Here is a 19,501-nt window from a genome sequence, read left to right on the forward strand (position 1 = left end):
AAATTATTTGGAAGCGATGGAAAAAGGTTAAAACAAGATATAAAAGTCTTGTTCAGCTTAAAATACCAAAACAAAAAGCTTGGGAATGGGCTAATACAAGGAAGGGATATTGGTGCATAGCATGTAGCCATATACTTCACAGAGCTATTAACAATAAAATTCTCGAGAAAGCTGGTCTAAAAGACTTGAACCAACTTCTCGAGAAAGCACACTCAAACTATTGAACCGCCGTATACGGAACCGTACGTACGGTGGTGTGAGAGGTCGGAGGTTAATCACCTCCTCCTACTCGATTATTGCTATTTTAATGACGGAGCTGCTATGGCTCAAGGGGTTACATTAACTCTCGATTCTTATAATCATTATTCAAATATGAAACCTTAAATTCCCAATTTACTGTGACATTCATACAATGACTATGACAAATGTTATAGGAGGTATTTGTATGAGTAAAGGTTCATTAGATACATTTTTGAATGAGATTCATCATTGGACGACTCGCTTTAAAGAACATTGGAACCAATCAACACATATAAAAGAGAATTTAGAAAATCTCGAAGTTGAACAATTTGAGAATAACTTGAATCATCATATGGAAAGAATCTCTTATTTTCTAGATCATAAGGATGAATTCAATAAAGATGTCGCAAACGAATTAAAATTACAAGCACATAATCTAGCGGATCAGTGGCAACAACTAGATACTAACAATCCACAACGCCAGGTCAATGACAATGTTGTTGGTATCGGTCAGCACCAACTCCCTCCCCTTCCCTACGCGTACAATGCTCTAGAACCATATATTGATGAAAGAATTATGCGACTACATCATGATAAACATCATAGAAGCTATGTTAATGGGCTTAATAAAGCAGAACGTGAATTGGAAAAAGCTCGTCGACAAAATAACTTTGATCTTGTTAAACATTGGGAACGGGAATTAGCTTTTAATGGTGCAGGTCATTATTTGCATACGATTTTCTGGTACATTATGAGTCCAGAGGGTGGTGGAAAGCCACGAGGGAATATATTAAGAGCGATTAATCAATCCTTTGGTAGCTTTGATCAATTTAAAAAGCAATTTTCTGAAGCTGCGAAAAATGTAGAAGGTGTTGGTTGGGCTATTCTTGTTTATTCTCCTCGTTCTCATCGATTAGAAATTTTACAAGCCGAAAAGCATCAAAATTTAAGCCAATGGGATGTCATTCCATTACTTGTTCTTGACGTTTGGGAACATGCGTATTATTTGCAGTATGAGAATGATCGAGATCAATATGTGGATCAATGGTGGAATATCGTCGATTGGGATGAAGTTGGCAGACGTTATAATGAGGCTAGAAAGGTGAAATGGAAAGCTTATTAGAAGGCGGTGTTAGCTTTTATAAGCTAACACCTTAATTTAATTTACATAAGATATTTACAGTAAACTTTTAGTTATAGGTTGTTCAATCTCTCTCTGTTATAATAGTTTAAGAGATATTTGGGGGGATATAAATTTGGGAAAGAAGAAAAAATTAACTAGAGAACAGTTGATTAAACGAGGTTCAATGACATTAGGAATAATAGGCGCTATTTATGTCATTTTAAACTTAATACCACTTCATTCAATTGAGGTGCAACCATTTTATGACCAGGACAAGCCATTAGTCATCGCACACCAAGGCGGAGAACATCTTGCTCCATCTAGTACGATGCCTGCATTTCAAAATGCAGTCGATTTAGGGGTTGATGTATTAGAGACTGATATTCACATCTCTAAAGATGGACATTTAATTGCCATTCATGATCCTACAGTCGATCGAACAACAGATGGAACTGGGGCAGTCAATGACTTAGAATTGATTGACTTAAAAGCTTTGGATGCAGGTTACTACTGGGAAGATGAAGATGGTGAACATCCATACAGGGGAAAAAGAATTGAACTTATAACGGTGGAAGAATTGTTTAAAACCTTTCCGGATCAACGTTTTATGATAGAAATTAAAGATACGAACCCCTATGAAAGAATGGATGAGATCTCAGAAAGGTTATCTGGTCTAATAAATGAGTATGGATTAGAGGATCAAGTGTCTGTGGCTTCATTTGATCATGAAATCATTGAGACTTTTCAAAAACATGATGATCATGTTGCAGTATCAGCCGGAGAACAAGAAGTTAGAAAGTTTGTTATAACGCATAAATTTTATATAAAAAACCTTTATAAACCTTCTGTCAATTCTATGCAATTACCTTTGGAAGCAAGCGGTTATGATTTAACCACCCCTGATATACTAGACAGTGCTGAAAACATGGGATTACACATACACTACTGGACAATAAATGATCAAGATACAATGAGATTATTAATTGAACGGGGCGCCGATGGCATTATAACAGATCGGCCTGATTTATTATTAGAGGTCCTAGATGAACTCGAGTATTAATTTTACATAAATTCTAATATAACAAGTAGTAATTTTGCCAATAAAAAAAGGACTTGATTTTCCAAGTCCTTTTCCTTTATTCAAAACCATTCACCGTTTCCCCGCGTATCGGATCTTTTCCATTTTCTAGCTTTATTCTAATCGATGTAGCTTCCTCCCATTCTGGACCATCAACGACATGAAAATGAATATGAGGTTCTGAAGAATTTCCAGAGTTTCCGACAAACCCTAATAAATCACCAGCACGTACTTGATCACCTTCATTCACTTTTAAAGAACCTTGTTGTAAATGAGCAATCACACTATATTCATGATGATCATGTTCCAAAATAACGTGATTTCCTAGTGGTTCTTTGGCGTTTGTTTCTACGGTAGGTGTATTATCCTTTATATCATTTTCAACTGAGACGACAGTTCCATCAGCTGGTGCTAAGACATCCTCTCCAAAAGCATAGTAGCTTTCATTATTTTTATGGTCGCCTTCAAACGTTGAACCATCTTTTTCAATGACTAAATCATACGCATATCTCTGATTTTCTGTTGCGTAATGGTAATTAACCAATTCATTTGTTCCACCCCAAAAGGTGAACCATTCACCTTTCATGGGCATCTGATAAGTTACTTCAGTATAAATATTATCGCTTTCTAGATTAGAAATAACTGGAGTAAGCCTCAATCCTTCTATTGTAAAGTCATCTGCAAAATGACCTTGTATTCCCTTATCTCCTTCTACACTGATCCATTGATACTCTGTTACATTTTGAAAAGGCATTGTTGAAGCAAGAACAAATTCATTCAGACCTTGATTAAAATCTTTACCAAGTTCTTCAAACTCTTCAAACGATACCATATCCTGAAATGACTCACTAGTTTGGTTATAAATCGTTTCAAAATTACCTTCTAAAAACTCATTAGGTAACTCCTCAGGAGAAAATTTTTCATCAGGCATAGAATCATCCTTTTCTGGTTTCGAACCACCGCATGCTACTAATATGAAGCATAATAAAATAGCCAAAATAGTAATATAAAATTTCATCGTGACCTCTCCTTCGATCATTCATATTATTAAGACGGTCATGAACAGGTAAAGTTTCATATTGAGATCAACTATTTAATAATGTGAAAATATACCCTTTCATATCAACTAATCGATTGAATTTAGGGAGTTCCTTAGTCCCTGCCACGATCAATGGGGTAATCGAATCTTCCTTATGCAACGACCCATGACATGCTCCCCCAATATGTACGGGGGTCTTTTTAGCTAAAAATTCACACCCTGGCTTTGCATTTACGACCAAAAAGCGTCCTTGATGAGAATTTAAAGCTCCATATAACCTTGCTAGAGCATCAGGAAAATCTCTATATTCTATAATGTCTTGTTTGATCTTTAAGTCTAATATTTCAGGATTTCCACTAATTGTCCAATATTGATAATATTCATCTCGTACCTCTCCGCCTCTAGAAAATTTAAGTTCATCCGAATGGAGACCAGAGACAACTTTTATGTGTTCATCCTCTTTCCATGCCATTACGTCAATTCTAGAATCTTGTCTTAGGGTGTAAGCCAATCTATCTATACTTAATCGATCATTTAATAAATAAATATAAGCCATTCGTTGATTGACTGCTATTACAAGCTCATCATCATCTTGCACAGGCTTATTAATTGAATGAATTTTGTAATCAGATAATAAATGATTTAAGTTTATTTCTACATCTTTAAAGCTCCAAGTAGTAATCGATTGACCATTATCCCCCATGACAATCCAAATATTCTTCTTAACTGCTTCTTCCCAACTATTATACAAATTTAATGTTTTTTGAATTTCCTTATCAATCTGTTTAATCCCTCGTACATCATAAGGTCCAAGATTATGTACACGTAGGTCCATATCTTGGAAAATGCAAAACGTAAAATCAGGTAGTAATTCATTCTTAATGAGATATCTTAATTAACGACCAGCATATTTGCGGTTTCCGCCAATCAATACAGGAGCAAAACTTCTTTTTCTTATACTTTTAAAAGCTCCAAGGGATAAATAATTAGGTGCATTCGTTGTGATGGGAGAACCAATATTAGTTAACCAACGTAACAATAATGGAACCCTTAAAATCTTCTTGCTATGTCCACGATAAATAAAAGAATTAATCGCGGCACTCTTCTTCCCTTCACTATTTAAATCTTCGAATAACGTTGTCAAATTTGGATTTAAATCTATATTGTTTAAACGATTAAACATGTTTAAAACAGATCGACTAAATCCCACACTTATTGTCTCTCTTAAACCAGTACCATAATTAACGATTTGTTTATTTTTGACATCATACCAATTCAATGCTGGTATATGATGCTGATCTGGATAGGTACCTGTTAATAGTGTACTATCAATGGTTACTGACATAGTTGGAAAAGCGCTGACCATATCTGGAATGAAAGTACCATGATTCATTAAAAATTCTATTGCAGGAGCTTTACCTTTTTTTATCGAGTACTGAAGTGGTTCCGTCATTAAACTATCAATATTGAGTAAGATCATAGGCTTAGACATTTTCATAACCTCATTTATTGTATTGTTACCTACCTCTACTCTTTCCTAAATTTAAGATTTTTATATAATAAAAAAAAGCGCTACCTTAGTAGCGCCAAAACAAGTTTACATAATATTATTATCGTCACCTATTATCATATATTTGTTTAGCTAATTCAACGACATGTCCGCTTCCACCTTCATCTTCGACTCCTTCAACCATTAAGGCTAATAGAAAATCAGGTTTTTTCTGATCGTACGACACAAATACACCGTTCTCAACGCCTTCTTCATCTCGACTTGATTTAAGCTCTGCCGTCCCAGTTTTACCTGCAATTTCATGATCTGGGAGATCTATATCTTGTGCCGTTCCTTCAGAAACAACCTTTCTTAATAAATCTTGAATTAACTGGGCATCATCTGGATTCACGGCTTGATCAATCCATACAGATGATTCTTCACTCTGAGTTAACAATGGTTTCATAACTGTTCCATCATTCACAATTCCACTATAAAGTGAGGCTAAGTGAACTATATTCATAAGGACTTGACCTTGCCCATATGCACTGTCTGCTAACTGTACTTCACTCTCAAAATCTCCACTGTTAGATATTTGAGAATCGACTAACGGGTATTCGAATGGTAGTTCCTCACTAAATCCTAGTTGTGTTAAACCTTCCTTGAAACTGTCTGCCCCCATTTCAGTTGCTAGCATCGCAAAGTAAATATTGTCTGAATTCTTGATCGCACTTTCTAAATCCACTTGAGTGTCTTGATCATAAACACGTGTGACAGAATAATTACCCCAAGAATCATCCTTTTGCCATTGTTTACCGTTGATTTCTTTTGTTTCATTTGGATCTAACTCACCTTGACTTAATCCTACCAATGCACTAATGGGTTTGATCGTCGAACCTGGTGAGTAGGCTGAAGCAAAACGATTTAAGGTCGGTTCAAGTTCGTTTTCTGATAGTGCCTCATAATCAGATTGCTTAAACCCAAGGACGTAATGGTTCGGATCAAAAGCAGGAAAACTAATCATGCTTGTCACTTCACCAGTTTCAGGATTCATGGTGACTGCTGTCCCAGCTTCATCCTTCAAGGTTTCATAGAGTTCTGTTTGTATATTCATATCAATCGTTAACTCAATTGTTTCACCGTTGACAGGGTCTTTTTTCGCTACTGTTCGTGTGGACCCATCTGATTTTTGAATATACAATTCTACTCCATCTTCACCTCTTAACTCTTCCTCATATAATTCTTCAAGACCTCGTTTACCAATTATGTCTTGAGATGAATACCCTTGTTCCTCATACTCCTCGAGTTCCTCTCTGGTTATCGCCCCAACATAACCTGTTAAATGAGCTGCCGCTTCTCCATAAGGGTACACTCGTTCAACAGTATAATCAGAACCTACGCCATCAATTGCGATTGCACGTGACATTAAGTCCTCATCATCTAAGCTAAGTTTCTTTATTGGAACTAATAAATGAGATTCTACCCAATCTTGATTAAGTTTATCTGTAATATAATCTTCGGAAACATCTAAAATATTAGCTAGTTTTGATAAATCTCCATCGTTGAAATTTTCAGGGACGATACCTATTTCATAGACTTCTCCTTGAGTTGCTAATAGTTCACCATTACGATCGACTATGTCTCCTCTTGTAGCTGGTACTGTCGAATATCGAACTTCATCCCCTTTTTCCATTTCAGGAAGTATAAATGAAGGATCCCATTCAACTTGCCAAGGACTTTCAGGGTTTAAATCAACATCACTTTCTCCGGCATATTCTTCATCTACTAACTTTTCAAGATGAAGGTCTTTCTCGTATTCAACTTTACCAGCAATCGTATCAAATGAAATGTTAATTGGAACATTAGTTGATTGTAATGTCTCAAGATCTTCTTCAGTTAACTCTTGCTCTTCTAGAACTTCAATAGAAAGGTTATTAATTTCTAACGTTTCATAAAGATTTTGATATCTTTCTACATAATCTTCATGTTTATATTCTGCTTTTGTTCGTTGTAATAGTAGATCCTCATATATAGTTTCAAAATCCTGCTTTTGCCAAAGGTCGATATATTGATTAACCGTGTCATAAGGATTTGTGTATTCAGGCTGATCATCTTTTGAACATGCGGCTATGAATATTAGACCAATGATGACAAATAAAACTTTCTTCACACCGTACACCCCTTTTCCAAATTAACCAAAATATTATTGATAATATGTAAGAATTTTTTGAAGCTTTAGTGCTTCTGATAAATCTCCTTTAGCTTTTATTTTCCCCATCATAAAAGCCGTTGTTGCGTTCAATTTCCCCTCTAATAACTTCTCAAAATGACTTTGATCCATTTTAAGTAAACAAGTTGGTTCATCTAATAACTCATTTATTAAATGAACTTGATTCTTATTAATTTCCACACTCCAGGTATCCTCTACATCGGTTATTACAAATGAAAAGGTGGATGTCATGCCCTCAATGTGGCTTGGATTGGCATTCATCTTATCTTTTAATTGATTAAGCCTATTTTCTAACGACAAATCTTATCTCCCCCTTTTCTTTGATTATACCAAAAATTTGTAAGTTTCGTTTATCTTTTAAAAGCTTGGGGAATATAATTTATAACACAAGTTAAGGAGTGATGACATGCTCTGGACTATCATTTGGATTATTTTAGGAATATGGTTAATTGGCCTATTACTGGATATTGCGGGTGGGTTAATCCATATCCTCCTGATTATTGCAGGTATTATTTTCATTTATCAATTAGTCACCGGAAAGCGTAAATTATGATCATATAGGGCTTTAGAGACAAACTCTCTAGAGCTCTTTTCTTTTCTAAGTGTAGGGTGGACTGATATAATACTATTTATCAAAAGTGAGGTGTTAATATGACAAACCAATATGAAAAGGCGACTTTTGCTGGTGGTTGTTTTTGGTGCATGGTTAAACCGTTTGACCAATGGGATGGTGTTCATTCAGTTATTTCTGGTTATACTGGTGGCCATGTTAATCATCCAACCTATGAACAAGTTAAGACTGGTGAAACCGGGCATTATGAAGCTGTACAAATTACATATGATCCATCTAAAATTTCTTATCAAACGATTTTAGATTTATATTGGCCTCAGATCGATCCGACAGACCCTGATGGACAGTTTCACGACAGAGGTCCTCAATATAGAACAGCTATTTTTTATCATAATGAAGAACAGAAACAATTAGCCACACAATCAAAAGATGATCTAGAAAACAGTAGAAAATTTTCGAAGCCAATTGCTACTAAAATACTTAAAGCAGATACCTTTTACCCTGCAGAAGATTATCATCAAGATTTTTATAAAAAAAATCCTGACTATTACCAAGAAGATCGAGCTAAATCTGGTCGTGATGATTTTATTGAGGAAAATTGGAATTAAATTAAAGATCTTTTCTAGAAATCCACTAAATTGTAAGGTTGAGTGCCTGCATAAAATACACTGCGATAGACGAGCAAAGTGTGTATGAACAGACGTTGTGCTTGTGCCCTGTGGGTAAAAATAATTTCACTTCTAATTTCGATCAAATTAAAAAGAGAGACCTTAAAGTCATTCTTGACGACTTTAAGGTCTTTTTTTACTTAAGATAATGATCAAACCAACTTGAAATATGGTTTAATCGCTCGATTCTTAGATTTGGTTTTCCAGTTCGAGATAAGTTGTGATCTGACTCAGGAAATCTCACAAATTCTGTTTCAATCCCTTGGTGTTTTAATGCAATATAAAGTTGTTCTGCTTGTTCCATTGGACAGCGGAAGTCTCGCTCATTATGAATTATTTTTAAGGGGGTCTTCATATTCTCAACGTAAGCAATCGGGGAGTGCTTCCACAGTTTCTCCACTTCCCCAAGATCAGCTTGAATTTGCCATTCATTAAAATAATATCCGATATCACTTACGCCCCTGAAACTAATCCAGTTAGAAATACTTCTCTGAGTAACAGCAGCTTTAAATCGATTCGTATGACCCACAATCCAATTCGTCATAAAACCACCATAACTACCACCTGTTACGCCTAGACGATTTTCATCTATCCAATCGTATTTAGCTAACACGTAGTCAACACCATTCATAATATCTTGGTAATCTCCATTTCCATAATCACCACGAACTGAATTAACAAACGTTTGACCATAACTATGGCTTCCGCGTGGGTTTACGTATAGAACCGCATAGCCCTTAGCCGCTAAATATTGCATCTCATGGAAAAACGTATTCGCATAAAAAGCATGCGGACCTCCGTGAATATTAACAATCATAGGATATGTTTCATTCTCTTTATATTTAGCGGGTTTCATAAACCATCCATGAACCGTCCAATCATCTTTACTTGTATAAGAAATTGGCTCTGGCTTAACAATTTCAACTTCGTTTAAAAACGCTTCGTTAAATGACGTTAACTGTTTCAGATCCCCAGTCGGAATGTCTAATGAATACACTTCACTAGGGTTTGTTGTTGTACTAATTGTTAGAATGGCTTTTTGTTGTTCAGCTTGAAGATCAAAACCGAACACATGTAAATCTTTATTTAATGCCGGATAAAGCTCCCCATCTACATTACCGTAGTATAGAGATACATTACCATGATCTGATACAGGGAAATAAAAGTCCCGATCTGACGCCCATATAACGTCTTGTAAGATAGTTTGTTGTTGAGTATCAGCTGCTACAAAGTCACCAACTGGTGCGTCTAGTTCTGTTGTGAGTGGTGTTACGATTCCAGTATTTAAATCATAATGAAGAATCTCAGTGTGAGTGGCATTGTAATATTCTCTTCCCATATGAACAAACAGCACTTGATCTCTATTAGGCGAAACTGAGAAGCTTGAAACATACCCTTCCTCTGTTGGGATTTCCTGATCTTCTTCTGTATCTACATGATGTATATATACATTATGATTAAAATTAAAGTCTTGATTTATATCTTCATCTGTTGAATAAATAAAAGCTGATTCGTTTAGCCACCCTTGAAAAATATAATTCTGTTTACCTTCTTTAATTGTTTTAGTCTCTTCATTCTCTAAATCTACGAGTTTGATTTGCTGATATTTTTCTTTTAAAACACCTGCACCATCAGCCTTGTATTTCATACGAGTGATGACAGTCGGTTTAGGTAGCTCCTTCTCGTCATCTTTTTGATCATCTGATTCACGATCAACTGATTCAGCAACTTGATAGATGACTTTATTACCGTCTAGTGAAAATTCAGCACTTGTGACACCATCTTTTTCATTTGTCACTTGCTTGGCTTCTCCACCGTTTGTTGATAAAACAAATACTTGGTTTTTTTCGTCTCGGTTAGATAAAAATAGAATTTTCTCACCATCACGAGACCATCTAGGATGTGACACACGGTCTTTACCGAAAGTCCACTGTGTGACATCATTTGATTTTAAATCAAGATGAAATAAATTAGATATATATTTATTATCTTTTTCATCCATATGTGTTTTAACAAAAATGGCTTCATTTTTAGTCGGCGAAACTCTTGGATCTGATACTGAATCTATTTGGTATAAATCTTCTGCTTTTATTAATCTTTTACTCGACATATGATCCCCCTCTAAAGTTAATGCAATAATTAATTGCATTATAGCGAAATAAGTCATTTTTGTCGAATATTCAAACTATTATATCTCATCTAACAACTTATTGAATCTAGTTAAATAATCTGAATTTTGATAAATAAGTCGTTTGTTTTTAATTAATTCGAGTTGATCTTTTTGATAGTTATGAATTAATTGTTCTTTGACGTTCTTAAATTCTTGATCGTAATGTTCACAAAGGAATTTATTTAATAAGTCAACACTTTGCTTTACCGAGTCTTGAGTATATTTCTTAACCTCTTCAAATAACTCATTGACCTTTTGCTGTTCGAAAAATTCTTTCTTGTTTTTATATAGAGATAATAGATTTTCAATCTGAGATTCAGATAATAATGACTCAATGTTAAAGGTTTCTAAATCTGAATAGGAACCATTATATTTATATAGTTTAGATAATTGAGTATGTTGATTAATATACTGATTAACGTTTTTAGCCCAATGATCGATTGTAACGGACAATTGTCGATCTAAAATAATATTTGTCGTACTAATTTCTTTCGACCATTGCTCTGTAATATAGGATTGCAATTTCTTAAGGGCTACTTTTAATTGTTCCTTCCCTTTCTTTCCATTTGCATTAATTGTTGCAGGGTTAATCGATTCTTTCATAAGATCATTCATTTGAATCATTAATCGTTGTCGAAGATAATGTGTTAATTCATCAATCTCTTGTACAAGCTCATTAGTCCACTGAGTATCTTCTTGCTTTGAAACCCAATGGGAAATCTCGTTAACTTCTTTTGTAAGTTCGTGTAAATTTTGTTCCTGCTCTTCAGTGCCATAAGACGCCTCTTGAATAGTAGAAGCTAAGAATTGTTTCAACCTTTTAAACTCTAATTCTAGTTGATTTGCTATAAGCTCTTTGGCTTCATGTTCGATAAATTCGTCGAAGCGTTTGAAGAATGGTTGATCGTTAATAGCCTCATCCCCTTCTAGTAAGGCTTTACTAGATATGGCATAGATTGAAGGCTGTTGAATACCATACTGCTTTAGTTGATCATTCAAGTAATTAGTAACTAACAATAACTCCTCATCATTCTTAGCTAAATCTGCTGCATTAAGAATAAAGAACATTTTATCAAGAGCAAATGTTTCTTTGACTCGACCTAATTGCAATAAGAATTCACGGTCCGCCCTAGAGAAGGCGTGGTTATAATAGTTGACATAAATAATCGCATCAGAGTGTTTCACGTAATGGAATGATGTATTTGTGTGTCGAGCGTGTATCGAATCAGCCCCAGGTGTATCAACTAACGTAATTCCTTTACGAGTTAATTCACAATCATAATAAACGGTCATTTCCTCTACAAAACAAGAAATAGACTCAACCGTTACATATGAAGAAAATTCATCCAAGTCAATTGTGAACGTTTTTCCTAAATTTTCTCTTGAATGTTTATATCCTTTTAAAAATGCATTAAGGAAAGACGCTTCCGTTTTGTTAAGCTGTTGATTAAATTGTGATTGATTTTTATTTAGAAACTTTACTAAATCCGATAAATCATTAAATGTCTGACTGGTATAAGGCTCAATCATTAAAAATAACTGCTTTAACATTTGATCTGTTGTTTTAAATCTGACTTGAACATCACCATGTGGATGCTCTTCCGATACAGGAGCAATTTTATTAATCGCTGCTGTTGTCGGATTTGGAGAAGCTGGTAAGACTGATTCACCTAGCCACGCATTAGCAAATGATGATTTACCAGCACTAAATGCCCCAAATAACGCAATAGTTAAATTGGCATTTTCTAATTGATTTAATTGATGATTAATGGAATCATAAAAAGGTTTTAAAGGCTCTAAATCACTCATGTTATTAAGTAACTGATGCGATTTTTCTTGAATAGCATGGATATCAAGTGTTGTTGGATTTGTGATATTTTGGCTTTGTATTTCTCCTTCAACATCAATCCGTTCAGTGAATTGTACCAATTCATTGATATCAATGTACTCAACATTTAAGAATTCTTGATAGGCTTGTTCAATATGTTCATTAGATGAGTAGCTATGAGTAAAAGTCTGGTCTTTTATTTCATTAGAAAGCTGTATTTGTTGATGTTCAAGATTTTCTAACTCATTAAACTGTTCTAATTCACCTTCTATTAAATGGACCTTTTCATTAATACCATTTACTTTTTCCTGCAGATTATCTGTTACGAGTTCCTCCAATTCACTCATAATGGGAGCAGCCTTTTGTTTAACTAACTGAGATAAATCTTTGTGTAATTGATTCGTATAAATTAAAACGGAATTCGAATTCACTTCAGCAGAAGGATTGACTGACTTTTTCAAATCACCTTCTGTTACATTAACATTAAAGTCTTGTATGGTCTGAGTTAATGCTGAATCTTCAATTTGATAATCATTTAATCGATTAATTAATAAACGTCGAACATGCCAAACCATCTCCGTCTTGACACGCTCTTGAATATCGTTTAGGAATATTTCCAGTCGTTTTTCCCGTTCCTCCTTCGTTTTTTTCTTCGCAAATAACTTACCTACTTTAAATTTGGGCTGGATTGATTCTAAGTATCCCTTAGCTAATTCACGTGTTTCAAATGTCATAATATAGGCATTTTGGAAGATCTCGTTTAAATCTTGATTGAGGTTCATTCTTAATTGTTCAGTTTCATTTAAAATTGTGTTTCTTTCTTCAATCAAACGTTTGATTGAATCTCTTTTTTCCGCTACCATATCAAAATTATATTGATCAAGTTGTAGCTTGTGATAAGTCCACTCATCAATTATTCTTGATAATTCAAACGTCAATTTTTCTTTAATTAATTCATCTTTTTCATCTATGAGTCCTTTTAAAAATGCTTGTAATTCAAGAAATTGATTTAATGGATGATTAGTTTGTAGTAATGATGTATAATAAATACTTTTCGGGTGAATCCCCCACGATTGACAACTTTCTTTAAGAGATTGTTTAAACGAATCAAATAAAAGTTCCGATTCATTATGTTTATCTACCTGATTAACCACCATAATGTAAGGAACTCCATTCTCTTCAAGTTCTTTAAGAAACTTGAAGTTAACCTCTGATTGAACATGATTGTAATCCATCACATAAACAAAAAAGTCAATTAAATAAGTATTAGATAACGTTCTTTTGAACTCTTCATCATCAGAAGAATCAATACCTGGAGTATCCATTAAAGTCACTTGGTTTTCTAATAATGGTAACGGTTTTTTTATAGATAGTGACTGAACGGTATCACCATTTCTCGCTAACTGATTAACATGATTTGAGTTAATCTCATTTTCTTTAGCATATTGTTCATTAGGTAAATGATAAATAATCTCGTCTTCTCCGTACTGAACTTCCACTATATTTGCACTTGTTGGAATAGGACTTGACGGTAAAATATTCTCTTCTAATAAGGCATTAATTAATGTGGATTTACCGGCTGAAAAGTGGCCGGTAAACCCAATTGTCATTCTTTGTTCTTGCCATTTATCATACAATTTTAATAATTTCTTATCTAAGTTTTGATATGGTTCACTTTTCAATTCGTTCCAAATTAAATCAAAATGAAACGAAGTTGAAACGGATTCTGTTGTAATCATCGTGACTCCCCTATACGTTCAAATGATTCTTGAAACATGATTTGGTCTTTCCCGTTAGATTTAGCTAAATACAAATGTTCTTCAGCTCGATTTAACACATCTTCTTTATAATCCTCAGGTTGTGCAAAAGCAACCCCATAACTAATCGTAATATTCATGTCTTTTAATTCTGGAATTAACTGAATTCCATGCTGAAATAATATATTCCATTCTTTAACTTGTTGTTCAATAAAGCGTTTATGACGATCAAATAGTATAATCGCAAACTCTTCTCCACCATATCTAAACGAATAACTTTCCGCTTTATCTAATTGGTGTTGCAATGTATTACCAAAAGCTGATAAAACTTGATCCCCTAATGTATGTCCAACTCGATCATTTATTTGTTTAAAGTTGTCAATATCCGCTAGAATCAATGTAAATTCTTTATCACTTTGTGTAAGTTTTGTTAAAGTGTTTTGGAAAGAGCGATGGTTGTATAACCCTGTAATGTAGTCTTTAACAAATTGATCCTGAAAAGTTACATGTTCCTTTTGATATTCCCGTTCTCTTCGTGTCAGCGTGTTTGCAAACAAACCAATGATTATGAAAAAGACGACATTAAAAATATATGTCCACAATACGTTAGAGGTTAGTTCATTAACTTGATAAAAACTAACGGCCGTATACCCTAATATGGTAAATATGACGGCAAATATAGTTCCTTTTGCTCTCCAGTAAATTGTACCGTGTATAAGGAATAAATACACGACTGGGACAAACCAACTATTAATACCACCAGTAAGTGCTATCAACCAAAAAATAACCAAAAAGTCCATTAATATAGCAGCTTTTATAATAAATCGCGTTAATTTCTTTTGTTTGTTTACAAAAAATAAAGTAAGCTGAGTGATTAACATATAAGAAATAGCAACAATCATTAAGTAATCAACTGTTTCTAACGATAACTGTAACTCTTGACGTAGCGGTTCATAATAAAACAAAAAACCACATACAATTAAGAAAAACCATCTTATAACGGAAAATAGTTGCTCAATTTGAATATCAGTTAAGTATAATCGTTTCATATCCTTGGCACCTCGTAAGAATTTATTCATTAATAAAACTCGCCAAATGGCGAGCCCCTTTTGGTAGAATAGGAAGAAATCATGCGCTTAAAAACATGATTAAAGTGAAAAAAGGCTGAATATCATATCCAGCCTTTTGACCATATAAATTATTCCTGGAAAAACTTTCGGTTGATCTCGATATATTCGCGTTCTTCTTCAGGAAGCTCGTCTTCATGGTAAATTGCTTCTACAGGGCAAACCGCCTCGCATGCTCCACAATCAATACAAATATCTGGATCTATATAGAACATGTCTTTACCTTCTTCGATACAATCAACCGGGCAGACTTCAACACATTCTGCAGCTTTTTCATCCTTACAAGGTGATGTAATAATAAATGCCAAAGTAACCACTCCTTTATTTTTCTCTAAAACTATCTTAACACATTTTATATAAGAAACCATGCTAGTGCAATGCATTCTAATAAAATTATAAGCACTTTTTTGTGAATGTGCAAATATACATGTAATAGTGTCCCATCTTATGCTTAAGGAGGATTTTACATGAACTTAGTCATTCAACCAGGAATGACCTATTACCGAATTTCAAATTTATTTAATATTCCTCTACAACAACTGATCAACGCCAATCCATATACAGATCCAAATATGTTAAGAATTGGTCAAGTGGTCAACATTCCTCACTATGACGTTCAAGAGTATCAAATTCAACAGGGAGATACCCTTTGGATTATAAGTCAACGATTTCAAATTCCGATCGAAAGGATTTTGGCAGCCAATCCTGTTGACCCGTATCAGTTAAGGGTTGGAGATGGAATCTTATTACCAATTAGAATTGATGAAGCCGTATTAAGTTTTGATCAACCTTACACTTTTTCCAAACTTGAGGAAGACTTATTTTTATTAGTGAACACTTTTCCACTTATAACGTTAAGAGAAATAGGTCGATCTGTTATGAACAAACCCATTTATGAAGTGTCCATTGGAGAAGGTGATAAACACGTTCACATCAATGGGTCATTTCATGCGAATGAATCCATAACGACTTCGGTAATCATGCGTTTCCTACATGATTACTTAGTATCCCTCTCCTCAAATGAACCTATTCGAGGAGTAGATATGAATACTTTTTACAATGAAGTTACATTATCATTAGTCCCGATGGTTAATCCAGACGGGGTAGATTTGTTAAATGAAGGATTACCTGAAGAAGAAGAATTTCGTGACCTAGTTTTAACTATTAATAATCAAAGTACAAATTTCAATAACTGGAAGGCTAATATAAGAGGTGTTGACCTTAATAATCAATATCCAGCTAATTGGGAAATTGAAAGTAATCGAAAGCGTCAACAACCTGCCCCACGAGATTACCCGGGTCCTAGCCCTTTATCAGAGCCAGAAGCTATTGCCATGGCTAATTTAGTAGAAGAAAAAGATTTTGACCGCGTACTAGCATTTCACACTCAAGGCGAAGTCATATATTGGGGTTATGAAGGTCTAGAACCACCAGAGGCACAAACAATTGTAGAAGAATATAGCCGTGTGAGCGGCTATGTACCAATTCGATATGTAGATAGTCATGCCGGGTTTAAAGATTGGTTTATTCAGGAATATCGAAGACCTGGTTATACAGTTGAACTAGGTCGAGGAACAAATCCGTTACCTTTTAGCCAATTCAACGAAATTTATGAAGAATCGTTAGGAATCTTTTTATCCAATCTAACTGTATAAAAAAGAACGAGCAAGCATATTAAACTTGCTCGTTCTTTTTAAAGATTTAAGTACCAGTCTTTAGCAGCCTCAACTTCATCACGTGTTAGTTGATGCCCCATGTTAGTCCAATGCAAGTCTACACTTATACCGGACTTTTCTAAACTTGTTTTTAGTTCTTCAGCTTCTGATGCTGGACAAATAGGATCATTTTTACCTGCACCAATGAAAACGTTAAGATTTGAATGGTTTGGTAAATGAATTCCACGACGCGGAACCATCGGATGAAACAGCATGGCGCCTTTTAGAGTATCTTGATAGTGATACAACAGGCTTCCAGCAATATTAGCACCGTTGGAATAACCAACAGCATATACTTGATCACGATCAAATCCGTATTCTTGACTCTTTTCATCCAAAAAGTCATTTAACTCTTTCGTTCTCTTTATAAGGTCTTCTTCATCAAAAACGCCTTCTGCAACCCTTCTAAAGAATCGATTCATTCCATTTTCATTTACATTTCCCCTAACACTTAATATATTAGCTTCAGGGTCAATCATATCTGCAAGAGGTAATAAATCCTCTTCGTTTCCACCAGTACCGTGTAATAACAACAATGTCTTCTCATTTTGTCCTTCACGAAAGATATGCTTCATGAAAACCCTCCTAATTTATCTTGAATTCAAAATAAATTATACTTAATTATTCATCTTCAGTCAAAGAAAGCAGTTTCCAACTTATAGCTGAAAACTGCTTGCCTTCCATGTTGATGATCACTGTTCGTCAAAATAATCCTTTAAAAATCCACCCATTTTTCCGGAATCATCGACAATAAAATAAAATTCTTCAGTCTCATTTTTGACATCATAAACTTTACCTTGAGTTAAAACATTCTCAACCGTAAATTTCTTAGCATTCGTATTCGTGCACTTAATTTGCTTAATTGTCTCATTATTATACCAAGTTTTATGAATCATATGATCACCTCTTATTTATCTTCAAATAATACTTTATATTTACCGTAACCTTTTTCTTCTAATTCTTCGACGGGGATAAATTTTAAAGCAGCTGAGTTAATACAGTATCTCATACCGCCTTCTGCCACAGGCCCATCATCAAAGACATGTCCTAAATGAGAGTCCGCATATGAACTTCTAACTTCAATACGTCTCATTCCATGCGATGTATCTAAATTCTCTTCTAATTGAGCAATTGGTCGTGTAAAGCTTGGCCAACCACACCCCGCATCATATTTATCTCTTGAAGAAAAGAGTGGTTCACCGCTAACGACATCAACATAAATTCCATCGCCTTCGTGATCCCAATATTCATTTTGAAACGGTACTTCAGTGGCATCTTCCTGAGTGACTTTATATTGAATATCTGTTAGTTGTTCACGCAACTTCTCTTTGTCTTTTTTCTTCCAATTTTCTTCTATAAACGCTTTACGCCCTGACCCTTTTTTATACATATTATAATGAAGAGAGTTTTTCTTATAATAATCTTGATGATAATCTTCTGCAGGATAAAATTTCTTTGCTTCTCGAATTTCTACAACAATTGGTTGATTGAATTTTCCGCTTTCAATCAACTTTTGCTTAGATTGTTCTGCAAGTGCCTTTTGCTTTTCGTTATGATAGAAAATGACTGGCTTATATGATTCTCCGCGATCATTAAACTGACCTTCGTAATCCGTTGGATCAATTTGTTGCCAATAAACTTCTAATAATTGCTCATAAGGGAATATATCTGGGTTAAATGTTATTTGTACAGCTTCAACATGACCTGTTGTCTCAGAACATACCTCTTCATATGTTGGATCTTCAGTATGACCACCTGTATAGCCAGATATAATTTCTTCAATACCTGGCCGACGATCAAATGGTTCTACCATACACCAAAAACAGCCACCTGCAAATGTTGCTTTTTCAAATTGTGCCATTTCAATCACCTCTAAATATATAATTTAGGTCTTGGAAATTCACTTTCACCTTTAATGTTTTTAGACTTTCTCTTGTTTTGTGTTGGTGTCTTTGAACGATGTGTTTCAGACTTCTCTTCACGTTCAGTTTCCTTTACCTTATCAATCTGATCTTCATCCTCTGTAACTGGTTGGAAGTCCTCAGTTTCTACTTTTTCCTCTCCCTCTTCCTCATCATTTTCCATCATTATTTTAACCATATCAATAAACATGGGGAAGTTCTTAACAAAAGGCCCATATTGTTTAATATAAGGAGATACTTGTTGTATAATACCTAACCCTTTTTGAACATGATTTAATGTTTCATATAATTGAGCATATTTCGAAGCCATTCCTGGGGCCCCAAAAGATGTTTGTGAAAAAGGGCCCACCTGATTCTTTCCTAATAAATTATGAAAAATTCTATTCAACCCCTTTTTTTGTGGCATTGGTTGAAAAAAGGGTTGATGATAATGAGGATATTGATGCCACTGGTGATCCATTGGTGATTGAAAGTCAAACGGATTCATCGTCTATTCCTCCTTCGTAATCATAATATATACTACGAAATAGACGAGTATCTTGTT

General features: G+C 34.5%; 18 protein-coding genes. 5 read left to right on the top strand and 13 right to left on the bottom strand.

The features are described 5' to 3' along the window. Positions 1 to 445 precede the first annotated feature (445 nt). Entirely contained in the window at positions 446 to 1,363 is a 918-nt protein-coding gene (locus BMY57_RS01230) for a superoxide dismutase (protein ID WP_256205214.1), read from the top strand. A 133-nt stretch (positions 1,364 to 1,496) separates the two neighbouring features. Then, entirely contained in the window at positions 1,497 to 2,423 is a 927-nt protein-coding gene (locus BMY57_RS01235) for a glycerophosphodiester phosphodiesterase family protein (RefSeq protein ID WP_256205215.1), read from the top strand. Between the two features lie 76 nt (positions 2,424 to 2,499). Here the strand turns inward: BMY57_RS01235 and BMY57_RS01240 are convergent, their stop codons facing one another. From BMY57_RS01240 to BMY57_RS01255, 5 genes are all read right to left on the bottom strand, one after another. Beyond that, positions 2,500 to 3,459: a M23 family metallopeptidase gene (locus BMY57_RS01240; protein WP_091772201.1), complete on the bottom strand. Its 960-nt coding sequence runs from the start codon at positions 3,457 to 3,459 to the stop codon at positions 2,500 to 2,502. A 67-nt stretch (positions 3,460 to 3,526) separates the two neighbouring features. Next, complete coding sequence (locus BMY57_RS16225; RefSeq protein ID WP_256205216.1) at positions 3,527 to 4,315, bottom strand: hypothetical protein; 789 nt, start codon at positions 4,313 to 4,315, stop codon at positions 3,527 to 3,529. Between the two features lie 60 nt (positions 4,316 to 4,375). Continuing rightward, positions 4,376 to 4,972, bottom strand: coding sequence for an alkaline phosphatase family protein (locus BMY57_RS16230; RefSeq protein WP_256205217.1), 597 nt, complete (start codon positions 4,970 to 4,972; stop codon positions 4,376 to 4,378). A gap of 124 nt (positions 4,973 to 5,096) precedes the next feature. Then, positions 5,097 to 7,139 (bottom strand): penicillin-binding transpeptidase domain-containing protein, encoded by a 2,043-nt coding sequence (locus BMY57_RS01250; RefSeq protein ID WP_177176305.1) that lies wholly within the window; start codon positions 7,137 to 7,139, stop codon positions 5,097 to 5,099. Between the two features lie 33 nt (positions 7,140 to 7,172). Beyond that, entirely contained in the window at positions 7,173 to 7,499 is a 327-nt protein-coding gene (locus tag BMY57_RS01255; protein ID WP_143063771.1) for an SCP2 sterol-binding domain-containing protein, read from the bottom strand. Positions 7,500 to 7,605: 106 nt separating this feature from the next. On the opposite strand from BMY57_RS01255, the gene BMY57_RS15820 reads away from it, so the two are divergent. Both BMY57_RS15820 and msrA (BMY57_RS01260) read left to right on the top strand, forming a co-directional pair. Then, positions 7,606 to 7,752: a lmo0937 family membrane protein gene (locus BMY57_RS15820; RefSeq protein ID WP_143063772.1), complete on the top strand. Its 147-nt coding sequence runs from the start codon at positions 7,606 to 7,608 to the stop codon at positions 7,750 to 7,752. Between the two features lie 98 nt (positions 7,753 to 7,850). Continuing rightward, positions 7,851 to 8,378, top strand: a complete 528-nt coding sequence (gene msrA / locus BMY57_RS01260) for a peptide-methionine (S)-S-oxide reductase MsrA (RefSeq protein WP_091772203.1) — start codon at positions 7,851 to 7,853, stop codon at positions 8,376 to 8,378. Between the two features lie 196 nt (positions 8,379 to 8,574). Here msrA (BMY57_RS01260) and BMY57_RS01265 read toward each other — a convergent pair whose 3' ends face one another. From BMY57_RS01265 to BMY57_RS01280, 4 genes are all read right to left on the bottom strand, one after another. Further along, complete coding sequence (locus tag BMY57_RS01265; RefSeq protein ID WP_091772204.1) at positions 8,575 to 10,548, bottom strand: S9 family peptidase; 1,974 nt, start codon at positions 10,546 to 10,548, stop codon at positions 8,575 to 8,577. A 78-nt stretch (positions 10,549 to 10,626) separates the two neighbouring features. Beyond that, a complete protein-coding gene (locus BMY57_RS01270; protein WP_091772205.1) occupies positions 10,627 to 14,175 on the bottom strand; it encodes a dynamin family protein in 3,549 nt (1,182 codons plus the stop codon). Continuing rightward, positions 14,172 to 15,242, bottom strand: a complete 1,071-nt coding sequence (locus BMY57_RS01275) for a GGDEF domain-containing protein (RefSeq protein WP_177176306.1) — start codon at positions 15,240 to 15,242, stop codon at positions 14,172 to 14,174. The genes BMY57_RS01270 and BMY57_RS01275 overlap by 4 nt, the downstream gene beginning before the upstream one ends. A 149-nt stretch (positions 15,243 to 15,391) precedes the next feature. Continuing rightward, positions 15,392 to 15,628 (bottom strand): ferredoxin family protein, encoded by a 237-nt coding sequence (locus BMY57_RS01280; protein ID WP_054754620.1) that lies wholly within the window; start codon positions 15,626 to 15,628, stop codon positions 15,392 to 15,394. Between the two features lie 159 nt (positions 15,629 to 15,787). Here BMY57_RS01280 and BMY57_RS01285 point away from each other — a divergent pair, with 159 nt between their 5' ends. Beyond that, positions 15,788 to 16,975: a M14 family metallopeptidase gene (locus BMY57_RS01285; RefSeq protein ID WP_091772207.1), complete on the top strand. Its 1,188-nt coding sequence runs from the start codon at positions 15,788 to 15,790 to the stop codon at positions 16,973 to 16,975. A 38-nt stretch (positions 16,976 to 17,013) separates the two neighbouring features. Here the strand turns inward: BMY57_RS01285 and BMY57_RS01290 are convergent, their stop codons facing one another. The 4 genes from BMY57_RS01290 to vrrA all read right to left on the bottom strand — a co-directional run bounded on the left by BMY57_RS01290 (position 17,014) and on the right by vrrA (position 19,444). Then, positions 17,014 to 17,610 carry an alpha/beta hydrolase gene (locus BMY57_RS01290; protein WP_091772208.1) on the bottom strand — a complete coding sequence of 199 codons (597 nt, stop codon included), beginning with the start codon at positions 17,608 to 17,610 and terminating at the stop codon, positions 17,014 to 17,016. A 117-nt stretch (positions 17,611 to 17,727) separates the two neighbouring features. Continuing rightward, positions 17,728 to 17,931, bottom strand: a complete 204-nt coding sequence (locus BMY57_RS01295) for a DUF6501 family protein (protein ID WP_091772209.1) — start codon at positions 17,929 to 17,931, stop codon at positions 17,728 to 17,730. A gap of 11 nt (positions 17,932 to 17,942) precedes the next feature. Continuing rightward, a complete protein-coding gene (msrA, locus tag BMY57_RS01300; RefSeq protein WP_091772210.1) occupies positions 17,943 to 18,896 on the bottom strand; it encodes a peptide-methionine (S)-S-oxide reductase MsrA in 954 nt (317 codons plus the stop codon). Positions 18,897 to 18,907: 11 nt separating this feature from the next. Beyond that, positions 18,908 to 19,444 carry a VrrA/YqfQ family protein gene (gene vrrA, locus BMY57_RS01305; RefSeq protein WP_091772211.1) on the bottom strand — a complete coding sequence of 179 codons (537 nt, stop codon included), beginning with the start codon at positions 19,442 to 19,444 and terminating at the stop codon, positions 18,908 to 18,910. Between the last annotated feature and the right edge of the window lie 57 nt (positions 19,445 to 19,501).

The organism is Piscibacillus halophilus (assembly GCF_900110685.1).
In the GTDB taxonomy this organism is placed as follows: Bacteria; Bacillota; Bacilli; order Bacillales; family Alkalibacillaceae; genus Piscibacillus; species Piscibacillus halophilus.